12 protein-coding genes, 1 tRNA gene and 6 pseudogenes are annotated in these 20,859 nt (G+C 68.2%); 9 read left to right on the forward strand and 10 right to left on the reverse strand.

The features are described 5' to 3' along the window. Positions 1-320 precede the first annotated feature (320 nt). The 4 genes and pseudogenes from ACFCZ1_RS28105 to ACFCZ1_RS28120 all read right to left on the reverse strand — a co-directional run bounded on the left by ACFCZ1_RS28105 (position 321) and on the right by ACFCZ1_RS28120 (position 6,041). Positions 321-731, reverse strand: a complete 411-nt coding sequence (locus ACFCZ1_RS28105) for a hypothetical protein (protein ID WP_376681061.1) — start codon at positions 729-731, stop codon at positions 321-323. Continuing rightward, positions 728-4,741: a DUF6531 domain-containing protein gene (locus ACFCZ1_RS28110; RefSeq protein ID WP_376681080.1), complete on the reverse strand. Its 4,014-nt coding sequence runs from the start codon at positions 4,739-4,741 to the stop codon at positions 728-730. Before ACFCZ1_RS28110 ends, ACFCZ1_RS28105 begins: the two co-directional genes overlap by 4 nt. Before the next feature lie 54 nt (positions 4,742-4,795). Further along, positions 4,796-5,472: pseudogene (locus tag ACFCZ1_RS28115) on the reverse strand (putative T7SS-secreted protein); the annotation flags it as partial. After that, the gene (locus ACFCZ1_RS28120; protein ID WP_376681062.1) at positions 5,472-6,041 is read right to left on the reverse strand and encodes a hypothetical protein; all 570 of its coding nucleotides are present in this window, start codon (positions 6,039-6,041) and stop codon (positions 5,472-5,474) included. The gene ACFCZ1_RS28120 and the pseudogene ACFCZ1_RS28115, both read right to left, overlap by 1 nt. A gap of 387 nt (positions 6,042-6,428) precedes the next feature. Here ACFCZ1_RS28120 and ACFCZ1_RS28125 point away from each other — a divergent pair, with 387 nt between their 5' ends. Continuing rightward, positions 6,429-6,617 (forward strand): hypothetical protein, encoded by a 189-nt coding sequence (locus ACFCZ1_RS28125; protein WP_376681081.1) that lies wholly within the window; start codon positions 6,429-6,431, stop codon positions 6,615-6,617. A gap of 25 nt (positions 6,618-6,642) precedes the next feature. Here ACFCZ1_RS28125 and ACFCZ1_RS28130 read toward each other — a convergent pair. Further along, positions 6,643-6,879: pseudogene (locus ACFCZ1_RS28130) on the reverse strand (DUF5958 family protein); the annotation flags it as partial. A 94-nt stretch (positions 6,880-6,973) separates the two neighbouring features. Continuing rightward, positions 6,974-7,596 (reverse strand): annotated as a pseudogene (locus tag ACFCZ1_RS28135) (DUF6000 family protein). A 61-nt stretch (positions 7,597-7,657) separates the two neighbouring features. Between ACFCZ1_RS28135 and ACFCZ1_RS28140 the strand changes: the two are divergent. From ACFCZ1_RS28140 to ACFCZ1_RS28155, 4 genes and pseudogenes are all read left to right on the forward strand, one after another. Beyond that, a pseudogene (locus ACFCZ1_RS28140) lies at positions 7,658-7,915 on the forward strand (Ku protein); the annotation flags it as partial. Positions 7,916-8,664: 749 nt separating this feature from the next. Further along, complete coding sequence (locus ACFCZ1_RS28145; protein ID WP_376681063.1) at positions 8,665-9,324, forward strand: hypothetical protein; 660 nt, start codon at positions 8,665-8,667, stop codon at positions 9,322-9,324. Between the two features lie 39 nt (positions 9,325-9,363). Next, complete coding sequence (locus ACFCZ1_RS28150; protein WP_376681064.1) at positions 9,364-9,972, forward strand: hypothetical protein; 609 nt, start codon at positions 9,364-9,366, stop codon at positions 9,970-9,972. Positions 9,973-10,688: 716 nt separating this feature from the next. Then, a pseudogene (locus tag ACFCZ1_RS28155) lies at positions 10,689-10,790 on the forward strand (DUF6104 family protein); the annotation flags it as partial. A gap of 252 nt (positions 10,791-11,042) precedes the next feature. Here ACFCZ1_RS28155 and ACFCZ1_RS28160 read toward each other — a convergent pair. Together ACFCZ1_RS28160 and ACFCZ1_RS28165 are read right to left on the reverse strand one after the other, a co-directional pair. Continuing rightward, entirely contained in the window at positions 11,043-11,258 is a 216-nt protein-coding gene (locus ACFCZ1_RS28160; RefSeq protein ID WP_376681065.1) for a hypothetical protein, read from the reverse strand. Between the two features lie 189 nt (positions 11,259-11,447). Beyond that, positions 11,448-11,566: transfer RNA gene (locus ACFCZ1_RS28165), tRNA-Glu, on the reverse strand. 511 nt (positions 11,567-12,077) lie between these two features. On the opposite strand from ACFCZ1_RS28165, the gene ACFCZ1_RS28170 reads away from it, so the two are divergent. Next, positions 12,078-13,577: a hypothetical protein gene (locus tag ACFCZ1_RS28170; protein ID WP_376681066.1), complete on the forward strand. Its 1,500-nt coding sequence runs from the start codon at positions 12,078-12,080 to the stop codon at positions 13,575-13,577. A gap of 70 nt (positions 13,578-13,647) precedes the next feature. On the opposite strand, the gene ACFCZ1_RS28175 is transcribed toward ACFCZ1_RS28170, so the two are convergent. Further along, positions 13,648-14,082 (reverse strand): hypothetical protein, encoded by a 435-nt coding sequence (locus ACFCZ1_RS28175; protein ID WP_376681067.1) that lies wholly within the window; start codon positions 14,080-14,082, stop codon positions 13,648-13,650. 339 nt (positions 14,083-14,421) lie between these two features. Between ACFCZ1_RS28175 and ACFCZ1_RS28180 the strand changes: the two genes are divergently transcribed. Then, the gene (locus ACFCZ1_RS28180) at positions 14,422-14,838 is read left to right on the forward strand and encodes a hypothetical protein (protein ID WP_376681068.1); all 417 of its coding nucleotides are present in this window, start codon (positions 14,422-14,424) and stop codon (positions 14,836-14,838) included. Between the two features lie 18 nt (positions 14,839-14,856). Here the strand turns inward: ACFCZ1_RS28180 and ACFCZ1_RS28185 are convergent. After that, positions 14,857-15,004: pseudogene (locus ACFCZ1_RS28185) on the reverse strand (ATP-binding protein); the annotation flags it as partial. 192 nt (positions 15,005-15,196) lie between these two features. Between ACFCZ1_RS28185 and ACFCZ1_RS28190 the strand changes: the two are divergent. Both ACFCZ1_RS28190 and ACFCZ1_RS28195 read left to right on the forward strand, forming a co-directional pair. Then, positions 15,197-15,841 carry an ATP-binding protein gene (locus ACFCZ1_RS28190; protein WP_376681069.1) on the forward strand — a complete coding sequence of 215 codons (645 nt, stop codon included), beginning with the start codon at positions 15,197-15,199 and terminating at the stop codon, positions 15,839-15,841. A gap of 964 nt (positions 15,842-16,805) precedes the next feature. Continuing rightward, the gene (locus ACFCZ1_RS28195; protein ID WP_376681070.1) at positions 16,806-20,744 is read left to right on the forward strand and encodes a hypothetical protein; all 3,939 of its coding nucleotides are present in this window, start codon (positions 16,806-16,808) and stop codon (positions 20,742-20,744) included. The last annotated feature ends 115 nt before the right edge of the window (positions 20,745-20,859 follow it).

Here is a 20,859-nt window from a genome sequence, read left to right on the forward strand (position 1 = left end):
CGATCATTACGCCCGACTCCTCCTAGACGCGCTCGACGGCCCGTTCGCCGATCTCCGGATCGCATGCCGGGCCTGGCGCGGGATACTGAACACCTGCGCCTACGCGAGACCCTGGCCACCGCCGAACCACTAGATCCCTTACCGGGGACACCAGCGTCAAAGCCGTGAGGGCGGGGACGTGACGGCTTCCCGCCCTCAGGGCACGGGCTCCATACAGCCATCGAACGCGGGCAGTAGCCGATGTGGTGCACCAGGGCCGACGTGCCGCGCCCTGACCCTTTAGACGCCGGATTCTTCCGCCACTTGACTCTTCCGCCCGCTCATCGCCAGATGTTGGTGTCCACGATCTCGCCGGTCTCCAGGTCGATGCGGCCCTGGAAATCGCCCGCGTTGCGCGTGACCATGACCAGGAGTGGCCGCCCGCCCTGCGGGAAGGCGGTGTAGAAGCCATGCACATCGTCCGGGTTGCTCAGCAGCTCGCGCGGCGGGTGCAGACGGAACCGCTCCGAGCCGTCGGCCCGGTAGACCACAGCGTTGTCCGACGGGGTGAAGGGTGCGTCGTTGATCGCTTCCACCAACAGCACCATCGTCTCGCCGTTCTCCCGCCACGCCATGACGTCCTGTGGCGGAAACTCGTACGACTTCTCGACATGACCTGCGGGGCCGCTCCACCGGACCGTGGTGTCACCTTGGGTCCAGGCGACCACAATGTCGGGCTGTTCTTCAGTCACTTGGGTATCTCCGTGGGTGGGCCGACTGGGATCAGCCGGGCTCTGTCTTTGAATTCCATGATCTCTATTTGACCCGCGCCGCCGGGCAGATGGCCCAGCTTCGGATCCATCTGGGGTCCGATGATGCTCTCCTGGACGAGGATCGGGTCGCCGTCCGAGATGCGGTAGCGCTGCAGGAGCGAGACGTCATCCTTCCAGTCGGTGCGGACGGCCAGCTGATCGCGAACGAACTGCTGGTTGGGGACGTCGCCGAAAGTGCCGAATCCGCCTGGCCGGGTCTGGCCCTGCGAGATCACCATGTTGAATTCCTCTCCCGGCTTGGCGAAGCGCGCGAGGATCGGCGATCCCTCCAGGTGCGGGGGTTCACGGTTGGCCGGGGGGAGGGCCTTCTGCGCCTTCTGCTCCTCAGTCTTCTCCGGGCACGGGCTGAGGCCCAGCGGGTCCGCCCACACGAGCGGGTTGGCGACGTAGGCGACCGGGTTCGGGGCCGGCGCGAGGCCCAGCGGGTCGCCCGTCAGGTAGCGGGCTGTCTCCGGGTCGTAGGTGCGGAAGTAGTTGTGGTGGAGGCCGGTCTCCGGGTCGTAGTACTGGCCCGGGAAGCGCAGCGGGGTGTAGGCGGAGGCGTCCCGGTTCCAGCTCGTCGTGCCCCAGAGCGTCGAGCGCGTGCGCCAGGCGACCTCGCCCTGCTCGTCGATCAGCTCGGTCGGGGTACCGACCAGGTCGGTGACGATGGCGAAGAACCGGGAGTCGATCTCCTCCTGGGAGGCTTGCGACGCCTGGCGTATGGACTCCACCTGCGTGAGCGGGTGCAGGCCGGAGTGGGTCCAGCTGAGCGTGACCTCATGCGGGTTGCCCGCCGAGCGCGTCGTCTGCTCGATGAGGGTCGGGCCCTCCCACGTGAAGACGGTCTCCTCTACGACTTCTTCGATCCCGGCGCCCTCGTCCGGTTCCGTCGATGACTCAGATGAAACATCGACCGCCGCGAGCCGCTGCTTCGCTGCACGGCGGCCCAGCGCGTCGTACCGGTAGCGCCAACGCGTCCCGTCCGGGGTGGTCACCTCCGTGAGCCGGTCGTCGGCGTCCCACGTGTAGTGCCAGGTGTCCGGCTTACGGGAGATCCGGGTCTTCTGCCGCAGGATCACGCGGCCCTGGGCATCGTGTTCGTAGCGGACACGGCCCGCGCGGGTGATCCGCGTCCCGGTGTACGCGCGTTCGCCGGTGGCCTCCGCGCCCAGTTGCTCCGGCCAGGCGGCCGAGGTCTGGTTTCCCGCCTCGTCGTAGGCGTAGCGCTCTGACCAGGAGGCGGCGTCCACAGCGGTGACCCGGGAGGCTGAGTCCAGGGTGAAGGTTCGCGGCCCGGTCGTCGCGTCGTCGATCGCCAGCAGATTGCCGTCGGCGCGGTAGCTGTAGCCGCGGCGCAGCAGCGTCCGCTGGTCCGAGCCGGTGATGTGCCGGGTGGTGAGCCGGCCGACCGCGTCGAAGGTCTGGTGTAGCTCCGTGGTGTCGCCGATGCGCCGGGTCAGCTCATGGCCGGCCGCGTCCCGCTCGAAGGTCAGCGTCCGGCCCGAGGCGGTGATCTGGGTGCAGTGGCCGCCTTCGTCGTAGGTCCAGCGGGTCTCCGCCCCTGTGGGGGTGGTCATGCCGACCGGCCGGCTCAGTTCGTCGTACGCGTAGCGGATCGTACGGCCGTCGACGTGCTCCTCGACCAGTCGGCCGTGTCGGTCGCGAATGCGGACCAGCCTGGTGCCGTCGGAGGAGACCGCCGCCGCCGGTAGGTCGAAGACGTCGAACTCGAATGTCGCCATGCCGGTGGGGGAGGTCTTGCGGATGATCCGGCCGAGTACGTCCCGCTCGTACGCGATCTCCTCGCCCAGCCCGTTCACGCGCGAGCGCAGTCGCCCGGTCGGGTCGTAGGAGTAGTTCAGCGTCAGGCCGTCGAAGTCGGTCTCCGAGATCAGCTGGCCCGCCGCGTCGTACGCGTACTCCCAGGTCAGGCCTTGGGGGTTGAGTACGCCCGTCACCCGCAGCAAGGCGTCGTAGGTGTACTCGTGGCGTACGCCGTCGGGCCCGGTCCGGGCGGCGAGCAGGTCGAAGTGGGCGTACTCGAAGCGGGTCACCCCGCCCGCCGGATCAGTGAAGGAGGTGCAGTTGCCTTCGCCGTCGTACGTCCACACCGACTCGGCGCCGTCTGGGTCCACCCGGCGGGCGGGTCGGCCCTCTGGGGTCCACTCCATGGTCGTCACCCCGCCGAGCGGGTCGGTCACGCGCACTGCGCGCCCGAAGGCGTCGCGTTCGAACCGGGAGATGGCACCGAGGGGGTCCGTGATGGTCAGCGGCAGACCGGCCGCGTCGGTGGTGAAGCGGGTGACGGCGCCCAGCGGGTTGGTCACCGTGACGACGTGGCCGTGCTCGTCGTAGCCGAAGGTGGTGACGGCGCCTGCCGAGGTGGTGAGCGAGGTGCGGTTGCCGCGCTCGTCGTAGCTCTGGCGGATGATCGTGCCGTCGGCGTTGGCCACCCGTACTGGCAGGCCCAGTTCGTCGTACTGAGTGCTGGCGGTGCGGCCGTCGGGACGGATCGAGCGGGTGATCCGCCCTGCCTCGTCGTATTCCTGGAGCGAGGTGGCGCCCAGCGCGTCGGTACGGCTGGTCACGCGCCCGGCGCCGTCGTACTGGTAGCGGGTGACGGCGCCGAGCGGGTCGGTCTCGGCGACGACCCGGCACCGCTCGTCGATGACGTAGCGGCGGGTGTGCCCGTCGGCGGTGGTGACTGCAGTGACACGGTGGCCGGTCGCAGGGTCGCGCTCGTCGTAGGTGAGGGTGAGGGCGAGGTGGCCCGCCTCGCCGCCCTCGGCGATGCAGCGGTCCTGGTCGTCGTAGGCGTAGTCGTAGCGGCTGCCGTTGGTGTCGGTCCAGGACGTGATGCGGCCGCGCTCGTCGTAGGCAAGGCGCAGCGGCAGCCCGGAGGAGTTGACGACCTCGGTGAGGTTCCCGTCGGTGTATCCGTACGAGAGGACGCGCGGGCCGCCGGTCAGATGGAGGGCTGTGATCCGGCCCTCGGCGGTCTCGAAGCGCAGGTGGTAGCCGCCGGAGTGGGCTATGCCGAGTGGGATGCCCGCGTGGTCGTACTCGAAGGTGATGAGGTTGCCGTTACGGTCCCCCAGCTGGGCGATCGGCGCCAGGCCGTAGCCCTCGCCGTCCCAGTCCGGGGCCGGCGAGAAGCGGCGCACCTGACCAGTCGCTGGGTTGGTCAGCGTCCAGTCCCCGTCCGGGGTGCGCTCCAGCGGATGGCGCGGCCCGGTCGCGGGAAGGGCCGGCATGCCGGGCGCCGGGTGCGGATAGGCGATGAGAAGGCCGTCCTCCGTGACCAGGACGACACCCTCGGCGTCGATCTCCAGGTGCTGGTCGACGGTGGATGCCCAGGAGGGGCCAAACCAACGGCCCGCCGTGTAACCGGACTCCGCCCGGCGGCTGAACACCAGCGGCAGCACACCCGGCAGCACCACATCGGTCTGCGGTAGGTACATCCGGCCGGTGGCAAGGTCGACCGGGTCAGTGTGGCCGGTGGCCTTGTCCCCATCCGGGGTCTTGTGGGCGTCCGGGCCGTCGCCTTCGAGCGCCTTGCGGCCAGGGCCGGTCGGTATGTCGTCGGCGAGCCGGCCGAGGCTGGCGCCCTTCCTGAGGGCGCTCGCGCCCGCTCCCGCACCCTTCGTGGTGGCGGCTTCGAAGATGAACTTGCCGATGCCTTCGTCGGGATCCTTCATGAACGCCTCGTACATGCGGGAGCCCGCCGTCGCCGGGTCGTTCACGGTCGTCATGAGGCCGACCCCCATACCGGTCAGCTGCATCTTGTACTCGGTCGGGTGCATGCGGTTGTAGGGGTCGTCGGGGTCGACGGCACGGAAGAAGCTGATCGCTCCCGCAGCGCCTTTCACAATGCCCCCGCCGACGTGTTCGAGGCCGACACCCATGCGGAACGCCTCGGACATCAGCTGCGTCTTCGCCGACGGCATCGGCGGGGCGGCATCCCTTGCCGTCTCCAGCGCCTGAACCACCGACCGGGCCGCCTCGTCACGCTGGCGACGGGCCTCGGCCAGCTTCTCGCGGGCGGCCTTGACGCCGTCCGCGCCGGGATCGGTAAAGCCCATCGGGCGGGCCGGCAAGGGATCCTGCTTGGCACGGACCGCAGCCTCGTACGAACCGACCCACTTGCCGTACGCCTCGTGCGCGGCCTGCGAGGTCTTCACCGCGGTCTTGTACTCGTCGAGGGCCTCCTGGGCGCGGCCCTGCGCCCACTCCACGGTGTCGGCGAAGCGGTTCAGTGCGCCGGCTGCGGTCTCGAGGCGTCCGCGGCTGCGAACCACCGCGGGGGCTGTTTGTGGATTGTGGTCCGGAAGGCGTCTGCGGATGCGCCCTGGATGCCGTCGTCGTCCAGGCCCTTGAGGCCCTGGCCGGTCAGGTCGAATGCGGCCTGGAAGTCGCTCAGGTGGGAGGCGGTGGCGCGGAGCTTGGAGGCGCTGCCGTGGATCAGCTTCTTTGGATCGTCGGTCTGGCCGAGCTCGGATTCGCCGACCTCTGCTCCGAGGTGGTTCGCGATGGCGTTCGCCCCGGTGCGGACGGCGTTGGCGCCGTCGTGCCAGCCTACGTTCTCCAGGCCGTCCGCGGTCTTGTCGCCCACCCATTCCAGGCCGTCTCCCAGGGCCTTGCCGCCGGCCTCGATCCAGTCGCCGAGTTCGCGGCCCATCAGTTCCCGCCCTCAGTCGCGCGGGCCCGGGCGCGGTCGAGGGCCTCGCGGTCCATCCCGGCGTAGTCGGCCGCTCCCTCGACGATCTGGCCGCTGAAGCCCTTGGTCAGCGAGTCCCGCTTGGCCTGGTCCCAGACTTGCTGGAAGTCGTCGCGGGCCTTCTGTGCTTCTTCCGGGGTCTCTGGCCGGAGCGGCGCCCCGATTTCGTCCCAGGACTTCTGCTCGGTCTCGTCCTCGTCCGCGTGGGGATTGCCGACCACGGAATTGAGAGCGACCTTGAAGGTTCCTCCCCGGTACTGGTCCTCCTCCCAGACCATCCCCGCCGACAGGTTGAGGTCGGCCGCCAGAGCGCTGGCACTGAGGACGAGCCCGCGCACACCCCACTCCCAGCGCTCGCAGAGCTCCTCGAACACCCCGGCCACCTGACCGTGACCGGCCTCCATGCCAGTCATGGCCAACTTTCCGAAACCGCCGCCGATCGCCGCGGTTCCCGCCGCACCGAACTCGCGCAACTCACCGACCGCGGCACGCAGGCCATTCGTGAGGTTCTTCACCGCGACCGGATCCATCTCCAGGTCACTGACACCGGTACCTGACAAAACCCCACCCCTCAAGATCATCCGTAAGGATACGGAACTTCTCGGACGAGGTCAGACACGGCCATCGCGGACGCGCTGAAGCGGCAGAACCAGGTGATGCGCGAGCTCAGCCGCAGACCGTTCCCTGACCCGGACGTCGTCCCGCAGGATGCGCCGACCCCGATCGAGGACGCCCGCGCACAGCGCCGCCGCCAGGCCGCGACGACCGAGTCTGCCGCTCCTCGCCGGGCCCAGCGTTCCGGGCCGCGGTCGTGCTGCCGCAGTCGGCGCCGCTCCGGACGACGGCTTGATCCTTCGATGGCCTGCGGCGCCAACGTTGCTGGTGACACGATGGGTTGGGATGAAAGGTGGGGGTTCGTGCGGGGTGACAGGCGGCAGATTCAGACGGCGGTCATGGGCGGCGCGGACTCGGAGGAGCCGCTGATGCTGCCGCTGGAGGCGATCGAGCTGGACGCCTTCCGGCAGCGGCACGAGCACGACATGTTCTGGTGCGGGCTGCTGCTCGGTGGCGCCGAAACGCCTTGCGTCGTTCGTCGACAGGGGTGAGGCCGGCGATCTTCCCCAGTTGCTGGTCGATCGGGCCACAGGTGATCAAGACCGCAGGGGTGTGCGTTGGGCGCAGCCCGGCTCGTCGGATGCTCTCAGGCCCGTCTTCGGTGACGGCGCGCGCCTGCACGCAGTGATGGCGCAGGAACAGGAGAACCGCGGCCTGCTCCTTCGGACCGTGGGTTTCGAACCATTCGATGCCCTCTGGCATCGGACGCAGGCCTTGGGCGAGTTCGTTGAGGATGATGTCCCGCTCGGTCATGATCAGCTACCGCAGTCCAGCATCGACTTGTACCTTCGACTGCGGACCTTGGGGCGTCCGAAGCAGTCGGCTTCCAGCCGTCAGGTCAGGAGGCTCAGTTCTGGGGTTCCGTTCTGGCGAAGAGTTCAGCGCACTCGCTGGCGAAGGAACAGAGCTGGTCCACGACCTGCCGGTACTCCTGCGGATCCCGCACCGTGTTCGGCGTGGCAGCAGTCCACTGCTGCCATAGTCCGCCGGTTGCAAGGTATGGGGCTGCTCGCTCGGTCCCAAGGACGGCATCGAGGTGGAGCAGTGTGCTGAATACCGCGGTCTGGTCCCAGCGGAGGTCGGGTTCAGGCAGGTAGCGATCAAGGTATTTGCAGAGCAGATCAGCGTCCGCGCTGGTACCGAAGTGGCAAGAGCGATGCAGAGAGACCCTTGGTAGGGGCCTCCGCTGGCCAGCAGCAGTTCGCCGATGCGGCTGCGGAACTCGGTCCTCCCGGCCACGGCAACCAGCCAGGAGGCAGTCGTGCGCTCTCGCCACCCGCCCTCGAAAAGGATGCCGAGTTCCGTGGGAGTGATCTCCCCGGCAGCCTTGACCAGCTCTCTCACGAACAGGTCGCGCTCAGGTCCGCTCAACCGCAGTGAGCTTCCACCCAGCCGCTGGTACCGCCGGCCAGGCGTGACAAATCGTCGGACCAGGTCCATCAGCTCGTGGTCGACGCTGGCATAACGCATGGCTGCATCCTTACGCGGGGACGACCCAGCTGCCAGCGGTTTACCCAGGCCCTGAGTAGCGATCGCTAGTTCAGAGAAGGTCAGCCTGCCGGTCGGCCTCTACACGGCCACCGACAGCCACACAATCCACTTCCATCAGCTTCAGCGCGGCACCTTGGACCGGATCCGCAACCGGCGGGTGAACGAGCGGACCGGTGACGAGGTCGAGCTGGACGACATCGTCAAGGGCTACGACACCGGCGACGAGTACGTCCTGGTCGAGCCGGAGGAGCTGGACGAGATCGCGCCGGGCCGCTCCCGGTCGCTTTCCCTGTGGGGACCGGACATTCCAAGATGCAAAGGAACGACAGTGGTGACCCCCACCCCTTTACGGGCCGACGCCCGTCCCAGCCAGCAGGCCCCTGACTCCACCGCTGCCAGTGGCCGCAGCGACGCCGGGATCGTCATCGCTTTCATCATCTCCGCCGCCGCTCTCGCGGCCAGAGGCATGCCCGTGACCGACGTCCTGGGCCTCCTCGCCGGTGCGGGCGTCACCGCCGTGACCACGGTGCGCCTGAAGTCCGGCAGACTCCTCGGCCGCAGGGGACAGGCCATCCGCGCCGCGCTGACCACCACTCCGCAGGAGTAGCAGCCGCCGATGGGCCGCCCCGAAAACAAAATCCCCCATATCTCGGCCTCCAGCGGCAGTCGCTGGAGGCCGAGTGGGGCGCCCGAGCGTGCTCGCCGAGTTGGCGATACGAGAGCAGGGCCTCGTAGGCCGGCGCTCGCGCGATGCTCCGGCTCGGATGGGCCGGACGGTGGCTTCCGGAAAGCGATGGGAATTCTCGCCAAGGCGAGAATTCGCCACTGCCAGCTATTGCGCGCGCCTGATTGTGTGCATCCAGTAGAAGACATGATGGCTTGTAGTTGACATTTCGCTTGAGGTGAATCTGAGATTCCCCTGTGAGCTGGGGCACAGTTCGGCATAACCGATTGATCGTTCCGGGAAAAGCTGAACAGAATTCCACAGTCATCGAGCGCCGCCATCGATCCTGGCGGGGTTCCGGATTTCGGAATTCGAGGAGTGTCATGAAGTGCATTGCTTTCCGGTCGCAGCGGCGTGAAGTCGCTACGATTCTGGCCGCAGCTGGAGTGACTGTGGCCCTGACTGTGACCACGGGTGCCGGGGTGTCCCATGCAGAAGAACGTGCTCCGTTAGGCGTCCCCGCCAGCTCGGTCTCCGCGGACGGCAGGTTCTTCGCGCCGGGCCCGAACACTGTGGTCAAGCGAAATGCGGGCCCGGCCGAAAACGGCCTGCCGTTGGCCGAGACGGCTTCCCCGATAGTCCCTGCACCGGCAGGCACGACAGACTATTACGAGATCAAAAACGGCCACTGGATCAGCCAGTCGTGCGGGACTGACCTGCTCCAGCAGACGAGCGGGCAAGGCAAGACCACCCTCGTCCTTTCGGTCGAGAAGAGCGTCGCTGCTACCGTCTCGAAGGAGGTCAACGTTGACCTGAAGTACATCTCGGCCGGCCTGGGATGGAGCGTCACCAGCACCTACGGTGTCAAGAACGAGACGCGCTTTGAGGTGCCTGACGGCAAGTGGGGAACCGTCCAGGCCTTCCCGCTCTACGACGTGTACGAGGGTGAGGCCTGGGCAGGCGTTGGCGGCAGCTTGCCCACGGGGAAGAGGGTCTGGGCCAACAAGCCGGTGGGCGTCTGCTTCAATCAGTGGGCACAGTAACGACGTACTGAAGATACGACTTGAATGAGGTGCAGCCCCATGGCCCGAAAGAATCAGACTCTAGCCATCGGGGCTGCCCTCATCTTCTTACTCGCGGGATGCAAAAGCGAGGGACACTCCGATGGAGAGTCACCCTCGAACGACACCCGCATCACCCCGCTGGCCGAATTGGAAGCGATTCCTGTCGCCGACGACCCACTGACCGAAGTGGCGGGCCCCATCGAAATCCTGTCCGAACTCCAGTATGGACAGGATCGTCTCATCGCTTATGTGAATAGCGACTCCTGCGGGATCCTCAGCACCCCCATGAGCGACCCCAAGGTAAATAAGATCCATCTGATATCGAAGTGGCCGACCGACGGCGAGGGGAGCAACGGCTACCCCGCAGGCCCTTACAACAGTGCCTCCGGAGCCGGCGGACCGAAAAGCTGGGCATCCATGCTGTGCAGTAAGAACGCCATGGTGATCGAATTCTCCTCCGGTGACGACAGCGCCCCAGAGCATGCCCGTGGTCACGTCACGGTCACACAGGGCACCAACAGGCCGCCAACCTCGCGGATCATCGTCGGGGATCCCAGGGCTCGAAAGCAGATCGAGGACCGGGCGAAAGAGCCGGGAAACCCGGCTCACACGCCCCTCACCCAATAGCACACGGCCCGCCCCGCCACCCATGAAGGCCCGCGAGAGACCGCGCGGACATCGATGAGATCGCGGACGGCGCCACCGGTCAGCCAGGACGCACACCTTGGTGCGGATGACGGAGTCGAAGGCGAGCGCGGGCCCGTACTCGGTCTGGGCCAGCGGCGTCCAGAAGTGTTCCCGGACTTTCCGTGGTCACGGCGGCGATTCCGGCGCGGGTTCCAGGGGGAGCGCGTCCAGCACCCCTCCAGGAGGTGCGGGGTCAGGACAGAGGGGCCTGCTACGCCACAGCTGCGCTAGACGACCCGCTGCGGCGTAGCAGAACGCCAACGCTTCAGCGTCGGATGCGGACGGTTACCTGAATGCCACCGGCAGCACTCACCCTGCCGCTGATGACTCCGACGGCGGCGGCCGCGGCGCCGTGGCCGGTCAAAGCCAGGACGACCACGGCAATGATGGACACCAGTCCAGTCACGGTTGTCACCCAGCCAAGGAGCCGGGCATGGGGCTGAGAGTCGGTTTCGGTACGGTCAGGTGATGTCACGGGCTGCTTCTCCTCAGTTCGAGACGGGGTCGACTTCCGTCGCGCATGTAAGGACCCAGCCGGGGGCAATGAAGAAGTCGCTACCCCAAGGGGCGGCGGGGCGGGTCGAAGAGGAAGATTTCGGGCCGGCCCCTCTTCCTCTTCGTGCCACTCAAAGCCCCCTCACCTCAGTGAGCTCACCTTGTACTTCACTGACCGCGGCATCGAGGAGCTGAAGAAGCGGCGCGGCTGGAAGGAGGTCACCTTCGAGTGGCTCGTCGAGCAGCTGCGTACGTTCGTCGACCAACCCGGGCTTCGTTAAAGGCGTACGCCAACGACCTGGACACGCCGACCTCGCTGATCGTGGTTACCGCGAAGCCGAACCGTTTCGAAGGCGGACAGGGACCCGGCGGAGTGGCTTCCGCCGACGGCCGCGCCACTGCACGCATGTGACGGGTTGGGTGGAGACCAAGCTCCACCGGGGCCCGGCGGCGGATGACCGCGAGCGCGAGGCTCGGCTCGGGTTGGCGGAGGACTGCCCCGGCGCGACTGTCTCCTACGAGACCGCGCCGTGGGACTCATGGGGCGCGGCCAGGCGGGAGCCGAGCCTGAACCGCAGCTCGCCGGCGGCCCTTGTGATCTCCTCGGGCTGGGTGTCGTCGTCGAGTACCGCGAGGAGGACCATCAATGCCCTGGCCTCGTCCTCGCTGATCAGCTTCAGCCGGGTCTCGTTCACTCCGTCGAGCAGTACGTCCAGCGTGTCGTCGTCCATGCCGACAACAACGCCCGACAGCCGCCATCGTCACAGCCATGGTCCGCTTCGATGTGTCCGGTGGTGGTCGGGCCTTCGCCGGTGGCCGGGGCCGCCGGATCGGCAGGTCATGTGCGGAGGCTGGGTGCCGGTCTGCATGGGTGTGGCCCTGCCGCGGCTGGTCTGCCGTGTGACGGTCCGGCTCGGCTGCAGTGCCGACGGGATTCGAACCCGTGGACAGATAGGGGCAGGGCCGCCCCGTCTCCGTCAGTCGCCGTGAGAGGGGCCTCCCTCACGTCGATCGCAATGGGCCGCTCTGCCACGGCACCGCAATCTGCGGGAAGGCGCGCCGTCCCGCTCCGGCTCCGAGTGGAGACATCGTGCTCCGGGGACGAGTCCTTATTCGGGTACACGCCAGCCCCTGCTACGGGCTCCCAGAAGTCCCGTACGCGGCTGGAGCGGGCATGGCCTTCCCGCTGGCCGGGGTGCCGGTGCGTTGGGCTGGCTCCGTGTCTTGGGTATGCGCGGTTGTTTCCGGCCAACTGGTGCTGTGGTTTGCGCTGCCTGGGGGAGAGAAGTGAGCGGTGAGGGGTGCTGCGTGAGGTGGGGGAGGGGGTTGTGGTCGGCGGCTTCCGGGGCCTGGTGAACGGATGGGTTGGGTGGGTGAAGGCGGTGTGGGGATGGGGAGGTGGCTGAGAGTCAGCTTGTTGTGGATCTTCCCGTTTTGTTGGATGAGTTGTGCATTTGTCTCACAGGTTGGGCGGGGCGGGGGAAGGTCCCTGGTATGGGCCGGGGTTGGTCTGTCGCCGCCGTTGACCGGGAAGAACAGGGAGCTGTTTCTTGAGGTTCACTGCAGTGAGGGCCGCGGTGCTGGGGGCGGTGTCGGCGGCGGTGTTCGTCGTCGGCGTTCTGCCGGCCCAGGCCGACTCGGCTGCCGCGTCACAGGGCGGGGCGGGCAAGGATGTGGTCTACAAGGTCATCCCGTATGTCATCTCGGATCCGGAGCTGGTCAGGGATCCGCAGAAGATCGTCGATGAGCTGACCCGCAGCGGCGGGTCTTTGGACGCGCTGGGAGTCTCGCCGGCTACCAGCGACGGCCCGTCGAAGGTGAGCCGGCCGGGCCGGCAGGCGTTGGCGGAGGAGCCGGAGTCCTTCGTCACGGACTCCTCCCGCTTCCCGCGCGGTGAGATCCCCGCCGATGTCTACCAGTACACCGATGCGGACGAGTGCGAGCGCCACTCGGACCAGGCCACCCGTGACCAGGGCTGGATCAAGAACCGGTACGCCTACTGTCAGATCCACATGCTGGCCATGCCTGCGGTGGAGTGCCGCGTCTTCCCGTGGCCCAGCTGCCGCACGACGGGGGTGTTCCTCTCCCGTAACCGGATGATCGGCTACGGCAAGAACGGCGGCGCCGAGCACGTCTCCTCCTCGCGCTGGGCGGACTTCCGCCTCAACGTCGACGTCATCCAGGCCACCGGCCCCTTCGCCCGCGCCGGCGCCGAAATGACCGCGGAGATCGAATGCGACGGCAACTACCTCGACGACAACTACCCGCAAACCGACGCCAACGCCTGCTTCCCCGGCCTGCACCCCAAGACGGAGAAGTCCATCAAGGACTGGCGCAAGGACGGCGCAGCCCACCTGGACCTGCTCTCCCAGGCCTCCGAACCCGACCAGAGCATGGGTGAGCAGACCGGTACCGGCGTCTTCCACATCGAGTACTCGTTCGACCTGCCCTGGTACTTCCAGTTCCTGGACACCGAGTCACCCGAGGGCGGCATGCGCTTCGACTCCGCCTACTACCTGCAGTCCCACAAACTCGGCTCGGTCTTCGACCGGGCCGTCCCCGGCATGGCCTACGACGCAGCCGACCCGCAGGTCGCCGGCGTGGCCCGGCACCTGCACGAGGCCCGCACCAACCCCGGCGCCACCCTGCCCACCCAGAGCGGCAAACACTTCGCCGGCGCGACCGCGGGTGACCCGATCCACCGCCTGGCCCAGGCCAAGGGCACCGACCAGAACACCCGCTACAACGACAACCGGCGCATCGTCCGCAACTTCTGCCGCACCAAAGCCATGCAGGACCTGCGCGACTCCCTGCCCGCTTCCGGCGGACCCTACGACTGCGACGAGTACGCCTTCGCCTCCACCTACGAAGGCGCCGGCCGCTACCTCCACGACGGCGCCCAGTACGAGAACCACTACTCCGCACGCTGGGTCAACAGCGACGTCAACCAGGAAGCAGGCCGCCGCCTGGGCCGCTGGTACGACGTCGACCGCATCCTCGACCACGAACAGTTCTACATCCCCATCACCAACTACAGCACAGGCCAGTAGCCCACCCGCACCACCCAAAAGCCGCTGCCGCGGGGGAGAACTCCTCCCCCGCGGCACCGGTCCGCCCGCCTCACCCACCGGGCCAGAACTGCACCAGCGCCCAGCCTTCCGGCCCTTCCTCCGCTTCATCCAAAGCCCCGGGCCGCCACGCGGCCCGCACGCACCACCTTCCCCCCGCCGGCAACTGGAACGCTGCCGGCCTGCCCCCGGCGGCGATCTCATCCACCAGGAACCGGCCCGACGGCAGATCCATCACCGCCTCACCTTGAACCGGCCACTCACCGGCCGTGAAGTCAGCCGGCCCGTCCCACACCTCCACCCGCAGCCGTGTATCCAGCACATCCTCCGGCGTCTGCAGATAAAGCATCGTCGCGTTGGCCGCGACCAGCCCCTCAGCACCCGGCGTGGCCGGACGTTCCCCCGCCTGCCCCTCCTCATCGACCAGACCGAACAACCGGTGGTCGACCACCACATCAAGCTCCTGCACCCTCACCAGACCTGACATGAGACCCTCCCAAAATCGCACCGGCCGTGCGGCCCCCGGCCGCTGACTACCTCTGCCCTACCCACACACAAGACTCTCCTCCACCCGGCTGGGACCGGCCCATGTTCCAAAAGGGCGTTTCGTCCCGGCAGGGTTGCCTGCAGGCATGCAGTCCGGCCAACAAATTCCGGGCGACCCGAGCCGTGAACGCCGCAAGGCGCCTCCAGGGTCGGCCGTTGCCGTAGCACTTGAGGCCGGCACCGAGGTGAACCCCGCCAACCTCACCCTCGACACCAGGGACCTCACCTAGCGTGGGCAGGACGAGCCGCCGAAGCCGACGGCCGCGGAAGGGCGGCACGGGTGGGCATGATGGTGGTCGGTTTCCGGCTCGGTTCGGACGTGAAGGGCCGGCAGGCGACGCTGGTGCTGTCCGAGGCCGGCGTGCTGCACCAGAGCACAGGCCTGCTCGGGGTATCGGCGCGTCCCGCGAAGCCCCACGCGCCGATAGCCCCCGACCCGCACTCCTGGCCTCAGCTACTGGAGACTGACAGGGCTCGGGTTCATGATCCGGACTCGGTTGGCGTGGTCATATCCGGTCCGGCGGAGGCCGTGGTCGGTTGTGCTATTCCGCAGTGGCTGGCCGATGTGGACTTCGTCGCTGACCTTGACGACGCTGGTTGCCTGCCGGCCTCGGGTATCACCTCGCCGTCGGACTTCGGGGCCCGAATGGATCAGTGGGTCACTCGTGTCTTCGGGAGCCTTGGCAGCATTGGATGAGGGCTGCGTCGCCTTGCCTCACGTGGCTGCCTGCTGTTTAGCCCGAGCGCGGGTGGAGGCGAGGCGGTAAGAGTCGGTGCCGGTCTCGATGATGTTGCCGCCGAAGGTGAGGCGGTCGACGATGGCCGGCGCAGAGGCGGGGGTCGGTGAAGGTATTGGTCCAGCCAACTGGGGCTGGCACTTTCCGCTGGCTGACCCGATACAACACTCGCCGCCGGCACTCCTGCCTCGGCCAGCGGTCCCCGATCGCCTACGAGAACGATGCCCAACCGGCAGCAACTACCCCGGCCCAAGCCGCATAGACGTGTTCAACATCCGGGGTCAAGGCCCGAACGAGAACCCGACGGATACTTGTCGGATGGATGGATCAAGGACTTATTGGGTCAACACCACGCACGATTGGGCCGACATCGTGGATGCGGACCATCTCGGTCGGATCCGTCAGGGATCCGCAGAGTTCGCTCCGGGCGGCCCCGAACACCTTGTTCTTGAGGTCGTTGCTTACGCCGCTGACGAGGCAACGAGCCGGGGCGGCGGACGGTGCGTGGTCACGCTGCATACCGACGGCTCGGTGTCGGTGAAGGATGACGGACGGGGCACCGACACTCGGGTCGACGAGCATGGCCGGGTGGTGAAGAAGCCGGTCATGGCCACGAAGGATCTTCGGTTCTTCGACCTCCCGGAGGCGGAGCGGCTTCCGGACGGACATCCGCGTCGCGGCATGTCTGTCGTAGCGGCGCTCAGCGAGTGGCTGATTCATACCAACCGCCGTCTCAACGGATCCTGGAGTCAGCGCTATGAGCACGGCGTCCCGGTGACTGATCTGGAGCCCGTCGAAGCTGACGGCACCAGGGGGACCTGCGTCCGCTTCCTGCCCGACGAAGCCCTCCGTTCGCGGTGGTCGTTGACCGCGGGCGATCTGGCGCGCTGGTCCGAGCACTGGCCCGACCTGACTGCCCGCCTCGACGATCAGCGCGACGGCGAGGACCAGTCAGGTCGGTGACTACGGGGCACCGCGACCGAGCTGCACCGGAGAGAGTGGCCCGGCTGGCTCCCGACCTGCGGTCCTGATGCTCGGCCTCGGTGACATGGATGTGGCACGAGTCGGAGCCAGTCCCGACCAGGGTGCATTTCGAAGCTGAGCCGGTCCCGCGCACCGAAATTCGTCCAGATAAATGTTGATGTGGTGGCGCATGAAAGGGGAGAGGCGGGCACCGTGCCGCCGCCCCCGGTGGACGACCAGGAGCCGGGCCGCCCCAGTCGGGCCCTCTTCCGCCGCCGCAGCTGACCGCGACGCACGCTGGGCAAGCCCAAGGGGAGCCTGGGCAAGCCGCCCCCCCGAACACCGGCTTGCCCGCCCGGCCGGAGCGTTCCGGCAGGGCGGCGTCGGTCACGGCCATCCCCCGGGATTCTCGGCGAGGCCGCGGCTGACCGATGACGGGTGTCTCGGGCCGGGCCGCATGCAAGGGGGCAGCCCGGGTTTTCGCTGTATTCGCGGCAGTTTGCCGCGGGGGTCTTTCGACCTGCCGCAAGGGCGTGTACGGGGTTTCCTCGCGGCGACTCAGGGCAGCCACACACCCACAAAGGCTGCGCCTGCTTCGCCGCCGGCCGCTGGTGTCACGGCTTCCACTCGGCAACCCTCGGCTACACGCGGCCGGATTCCTCGTCGACCCGCGCGACGATCAGGGGCTCTGGACGCGGGCCTCGTTGAGGATGCACTGCGCACTGCCACAGTAGACGCCCCGATCTCCGCGATCGGCGTCGGCCCCGGCCGCACCGACCTGCCGGCGAACGACCGGGCTCCGGTGGTGCGTGTCCTGCCTACAGGAATGAGTTGATCTTCTCATGGGGCGGGACGTGCACGGCGCATCCCGCCCTTCGGGCTGTCCGGGGCGGGCGCTACACTCCGGCTGCCCAGAGCTCCCGAGCAGGTCACGGGGGTCGGGCCCATCCGAACTGGGGGGTTCATGAGTTTGCTGCCGATCGGCAGAAGGAAGCGGAGCAGACGGGGGCGGGGCCGCGCGATCGCCGCCTCGTGCACCCTGCTGCTCGCCCTGCTGGCCTCACTCGCAGGCCAGAGCGGCACCGCCGCCGCGGCCCCCGCGGCACCCATCACCACCACGGCCGCCCCGGCCACGGCGCCGCCGAAGACCGTGGGTCCGCAGGCCACGCCGACGCCGGATCCCACGGCCGACCACCAGGCGGCCGTACGCACGCTGCAGAACAGCGACCTCTCCGGTCCGTGCCCGGCAGCCGTCGCTCCGCACACGGTCGTCACTTGCACGGTGGACCCGTCCAAGACGACGTCCTTCTCGCTCGCCCTGCCGCAGCAGAAGGACCTCGTCCTGCTCCAGGTCACCACGACCCACTCGTCCACTACCCAGCTGATCGCGCCCGGCGGCGCCACCGTCGCGTGCGACGTCGCCTGGGGCGCGCCCGCGATCCGGCAGTGCCCCACCAGTCAGGCCGGGACATACACACTGCAAGTCACGGACAAGAGCGCCGTGGCGAACGGCATCTCCGTGTCATACGCTCCGCTGCTCTCGTCCACCGCATGCAAGGCCATCGGCGCCGGAGACCGCAGGCTCGGCGGACCGACCGTGTTCCCCCGGACGCTGCCGACCGGCTCGGCGGGCGACTGCTACACCCTGGACCTGGCAGCGAGTGACGTCCTGCGCGCCTACAGCTCCAGTTCCGAAGTCCTGCACAGCGTGTACGACGCCTCCGGGCAGCAGATCTGCACGTCCTACTCCCGCGGGGAGTACGCGATGGACTGCAAACTCACGGGCACCGCGCCGTTCCGCATCTCGGCGGTGCATCCCTGGGGTGGCGCGGTCGCTTACAACTACTCCGTGGCCCGGCTCTCCAAGCCGGAAGGCTGCGCGCTGGTAGCCCCCCAGGCCTTCGGAGTCGCCCCGGCTCTGAGCCCGGAGCACTGCCGCATCCTGCGGGTCACGCAGGCGGCCGAGCACTCCTTCGCCGAGGTTTCCTCCGGCAACGTCCCGCTTCCTTCGAGGCTCGTCTCCGCGGCCGGCGACGTCATACCCGGCTGCGACGACGGCACCTGCGACCTGGCCCCCGGTGACTACACCTGGTCGGCAGACCCCCGGTCCCGGAATCTCACGACCTTCGGTATCGCATTCGTCTCCGCCAAGGAGACCAGGGGATGCACGACGACCCACGACAACGGCCTCGTGGCCGGTCCGGTCACCGGAGCGTTCGGCGCGCCCGGGCAGCAGTTCTGCCTGACCCTGCCGACCGCCACCGGCAAGGGCATCTACGTAATGAACAGGCCGCCGGCCGGCGGCAACCATGCCCGTGTGAAGGTGTACGACGCGTCCGGAACCCTGCAGTGTGACACCGGGCCCATCTGCAAACTGACCGGCACCGCTCCCTTCCGCGCATACCTGAGCGGGCAGCCGGACTCGAGCTACGGACTGGTGTTCCACAGGACCGGCGAGACCGCCGGCTGCACGCCGTGGCCTCATTCCACGTACGGCAACGGTGCCTGGGGGGCCGAGGTGTCAGTGTCCCCGGACAACAACTGGGGCTGCCTGAGCGTGCCAGGGGACGCGCACTCCAGCGCCGAGTTGATCGACTACACCAACACCTGGAACGACGCGAACGCGACGGTCAAGTTGGTCGACGCAGCGGGCGACGTAAAGTGCTCCTCCGACACGGCCGCCACATGCTCTCTCGCCTCCGGGGTGCCCTATACGGCGCTGCTCGTCAGCCGGGGCGGATTCGACACGTACAAGCTCGTCCGCCGTGACGTGTCCGCAACTGCGCAGTGCCCGGCCCCGGCCTCGACGAAGACAGGCGGCCCCTCTCTCGCCTTCGACCTGACGTCCGCGCTGGATGCACGCTGCGTGCGCGTGAACGCCGCCACCACGGACAAACTCTGGATCGCCGCACGGACACCCGGCAATCCGGGCGGTGACGTCACCCAGCTGACCGTTGTCGACAGCGAGGGGCACTTCGTGTGCCCGGAGCCTCGCGCCCCATGCCGTGCCAGCGGCTCGACGTCGTACACAGCGGTCATCACATCCGACGCTGCCCACCACGCCCCCCTCGCGGTAAAACTGGACACCTGGCGCGTGGGTACGGCCTCGGGCTGGGCCCCGGAATGCACCGCCAACCAGGTTTCGGTCAATGATTTCCCTGAACGGAGCGGGACCCTTTCCGAAACCTCCACCGCCTACTGCGCCGTGATCGACATGAGGCCCGGCCAGTCATTCACGGTCTCCGGCAACACCTCCGACACGGGCGGCGCGAAGCCGGACCTGGACCTGCTGAGCAGCCCGGGATGGACCTCCACGACCAGCGGCTACGGGTGCACCAACTTTGACGACAGCCGGTTGTTCTTCGGCTGCCGTGCGAGCGCCGACGCAGCACCCGGCCAAGCGGTCCTGCTGTTGAGCCCCCGCCGGGCCCGCACGCCCGTCGACTTCCACCTGAAGGGAATCTGTGACTCTGGCTGCGTAGCGCCAACGCCGACCGGCATCAGCCCGTCGACCAGCACGGCGGGCACGCGTACCGAAGCCGTCGTCAGCGGTACCGGGCTCACCGTCGGCACCAAGCTCAAGCTGATCCGCAACGGATCGCCAGAGCGGGTGCTGGAGCCGATCACGGCGAACACCGACGGAAAGCAGCTGCGCGTCACCGTCGATACGAACGGGCTGGAACCCGGGCAGTACGACCTGCTGCTCGACGGCGTCGAGTACACCCCCGAGGTCCCGTCCCGGGGCTACCTGCCCAAGGCCTACACCGTCACGGCCCAGCCGCCGAAGGGCAGCCGGTTCGTGCCGCACGGCCCGTCGCGGTTCCTCGACACGCGTGACGGCACCGGCGCGACGAAGCAGCGCGTCGGACCGGGCGGCGTCGTCACCCTGCAGGTCGCGGGTGTGAAGGGCATCCCGGCCACCGGGGTCACGGCCGTCGTCATGAACGTGACCGCCGTCCAGCCCACCGAGGCGGGCCATGTGATGGTCTACCCGAACGGGCAGGCCGTGCCCAAGGTGTCGAACCTCAACTTCGCGCCCGGGCAGATCGTCCCCAACCTGGTGACCGTCCCGGTCGTCAACGGCAAGGTCGACCTGCGCAACAATGCCGGTTCGGTGGACCTGATCGCCGACGTCACCGGCTACTACACCGACCAGGCCGGGGCGGGCTCCGCGCTGAACCCGATCACGCCCGCGCGGTTCCTCGACACCCGTGACGGTACGGGTGCGACGAAGCAGCGGGTCGGTCCGGGTGGGGTCGTCACCCTTCAGGTCGCCGGCGTCAAGGGGATCCCGGCGAGCGGGGTCACCGCCGTCGTCATGAACGTGACCGCGGTCCAGCCGACCGAGGCCGGACACGTCACCGTCTACCCGAACGGGCAGGCGGCGCCTGGCGTGTCGAACCTGAACTTCACGCCCGGGCAGATCGTCCCCAACCTGGTCACGGTGCCGGTGGTCAACGGCAAGGTCGACCTGCGTAACAACTCCGGCTCCGTCGACCTCATCGCCGACGTCACCGGCTACTACGCGGCCACCGGCTCCGCCTTCTCCGCGGCCGGCCCGGTCCGCCTCCTGGACACACGCGACGGCACCGGCGCCCGCGCCGGAGCCGTGGGTCCGGGCGATGTCGTCCACCTCCAGCTGACCGGCACCGCGGGAGTCCCCGCACAAGGAGTCACCGCCGTCGTCCTCAACGTCACGGTCACGAACCCGACCGAGGCGAGCCACCTGATCGTCCACCCGCACGGGGTCGCGCGTCCGGGCGTGTCGAACCTCAACTACACCCCCGGGCAGACCGTCGCCAACCTGGTGGTCGTCCCCGTTGTGGACGGCTGGGTCACGTTCTACAACAACTCCGGATCCACCGACGTGATCGCCGACCTGAACGGCTACTTCACCTCCTGACACCAGGAAAGAACGAGCGAGGGCCCCGCCCGATCATGAGATCGGGCGGGGCCCTCCGCATCTGCCGGGTACCACCGGCCCTGCAACGGGCCTGCTCGTGAGGACGCTCGTCCCG

Source organism: Streptomyces sp. NPDC056224 (genome assembly GCF_042267665.1).
Taxonomy (GTDB): Bacteria; Actinomycetota; Actinomycetes; order Streptomycetales; family Streptomycetaceae; genus Streptomyces.

Excerpts from the sequence above, each read along its gene's own strand:
- ACFCZ1_RS28110 (WP_376681080.1), bottom strand. The coding sequence starts at position 4,741 with ATGCCGTCGGCGAAGACGCAGCTGATGTCCGAGGCGTTCCGCATGGGT.
- ACFCZ1_RS28120 (WP_376681062.1), bottom strand. The coding sequence starts at position 6,041 with ATGGATCCGGTCGCGGTGAAGAACCTCACGAATGGCCTGCGTGCCGCG.
- ACFCZ1_RS28145 (WP_376681063.1), top strand. The coding sequence starts at position 8,665 with ATGAAGTGCATTGCTTTCCGGTCGCAGCGGCGTGAAGTCGCTACGATT.
- ACFCZ1_RS28150 (WP_376681064.1), top strand. The coding sequence starts at position 9,364 with ATGGCCCGAAAGAATCAGACTCTAGCCATCGGGGCTGCCCTCATCTTC.
- ACFCZ1_RS28160 (WP_376681065.1), bottom strand. The coding sequence starts at position 11,258 with ATGGACGACGACACGCTGGACGTACTGCTCGACGGAGTGAACGAGACC.
- ACFCZ1_RS28175 (WP_376681067.1), bottom strand. The coding sequence starts at position 14,082 with ATGTCAGGTCTGGTGAGGGTGCAGGAGCTTGATGTGGTGGTCGACCAC.
- ACFCZ1_RS28190 (WP_376681069.1), top strand. The coding sequence starts at position 15,197 with ATGGATGGATCAAGGACTTATTGGGTCAACACCACGCACGATTGGGCC.
- ACFCZ1_RS28195 (WP_376681070.1), top strand. The coding sequence starts at position 16,806 with ATGAGTTTGCTGCCGATCGGCAGAAGGAAGCGGAGCAGACGGGGGCGG.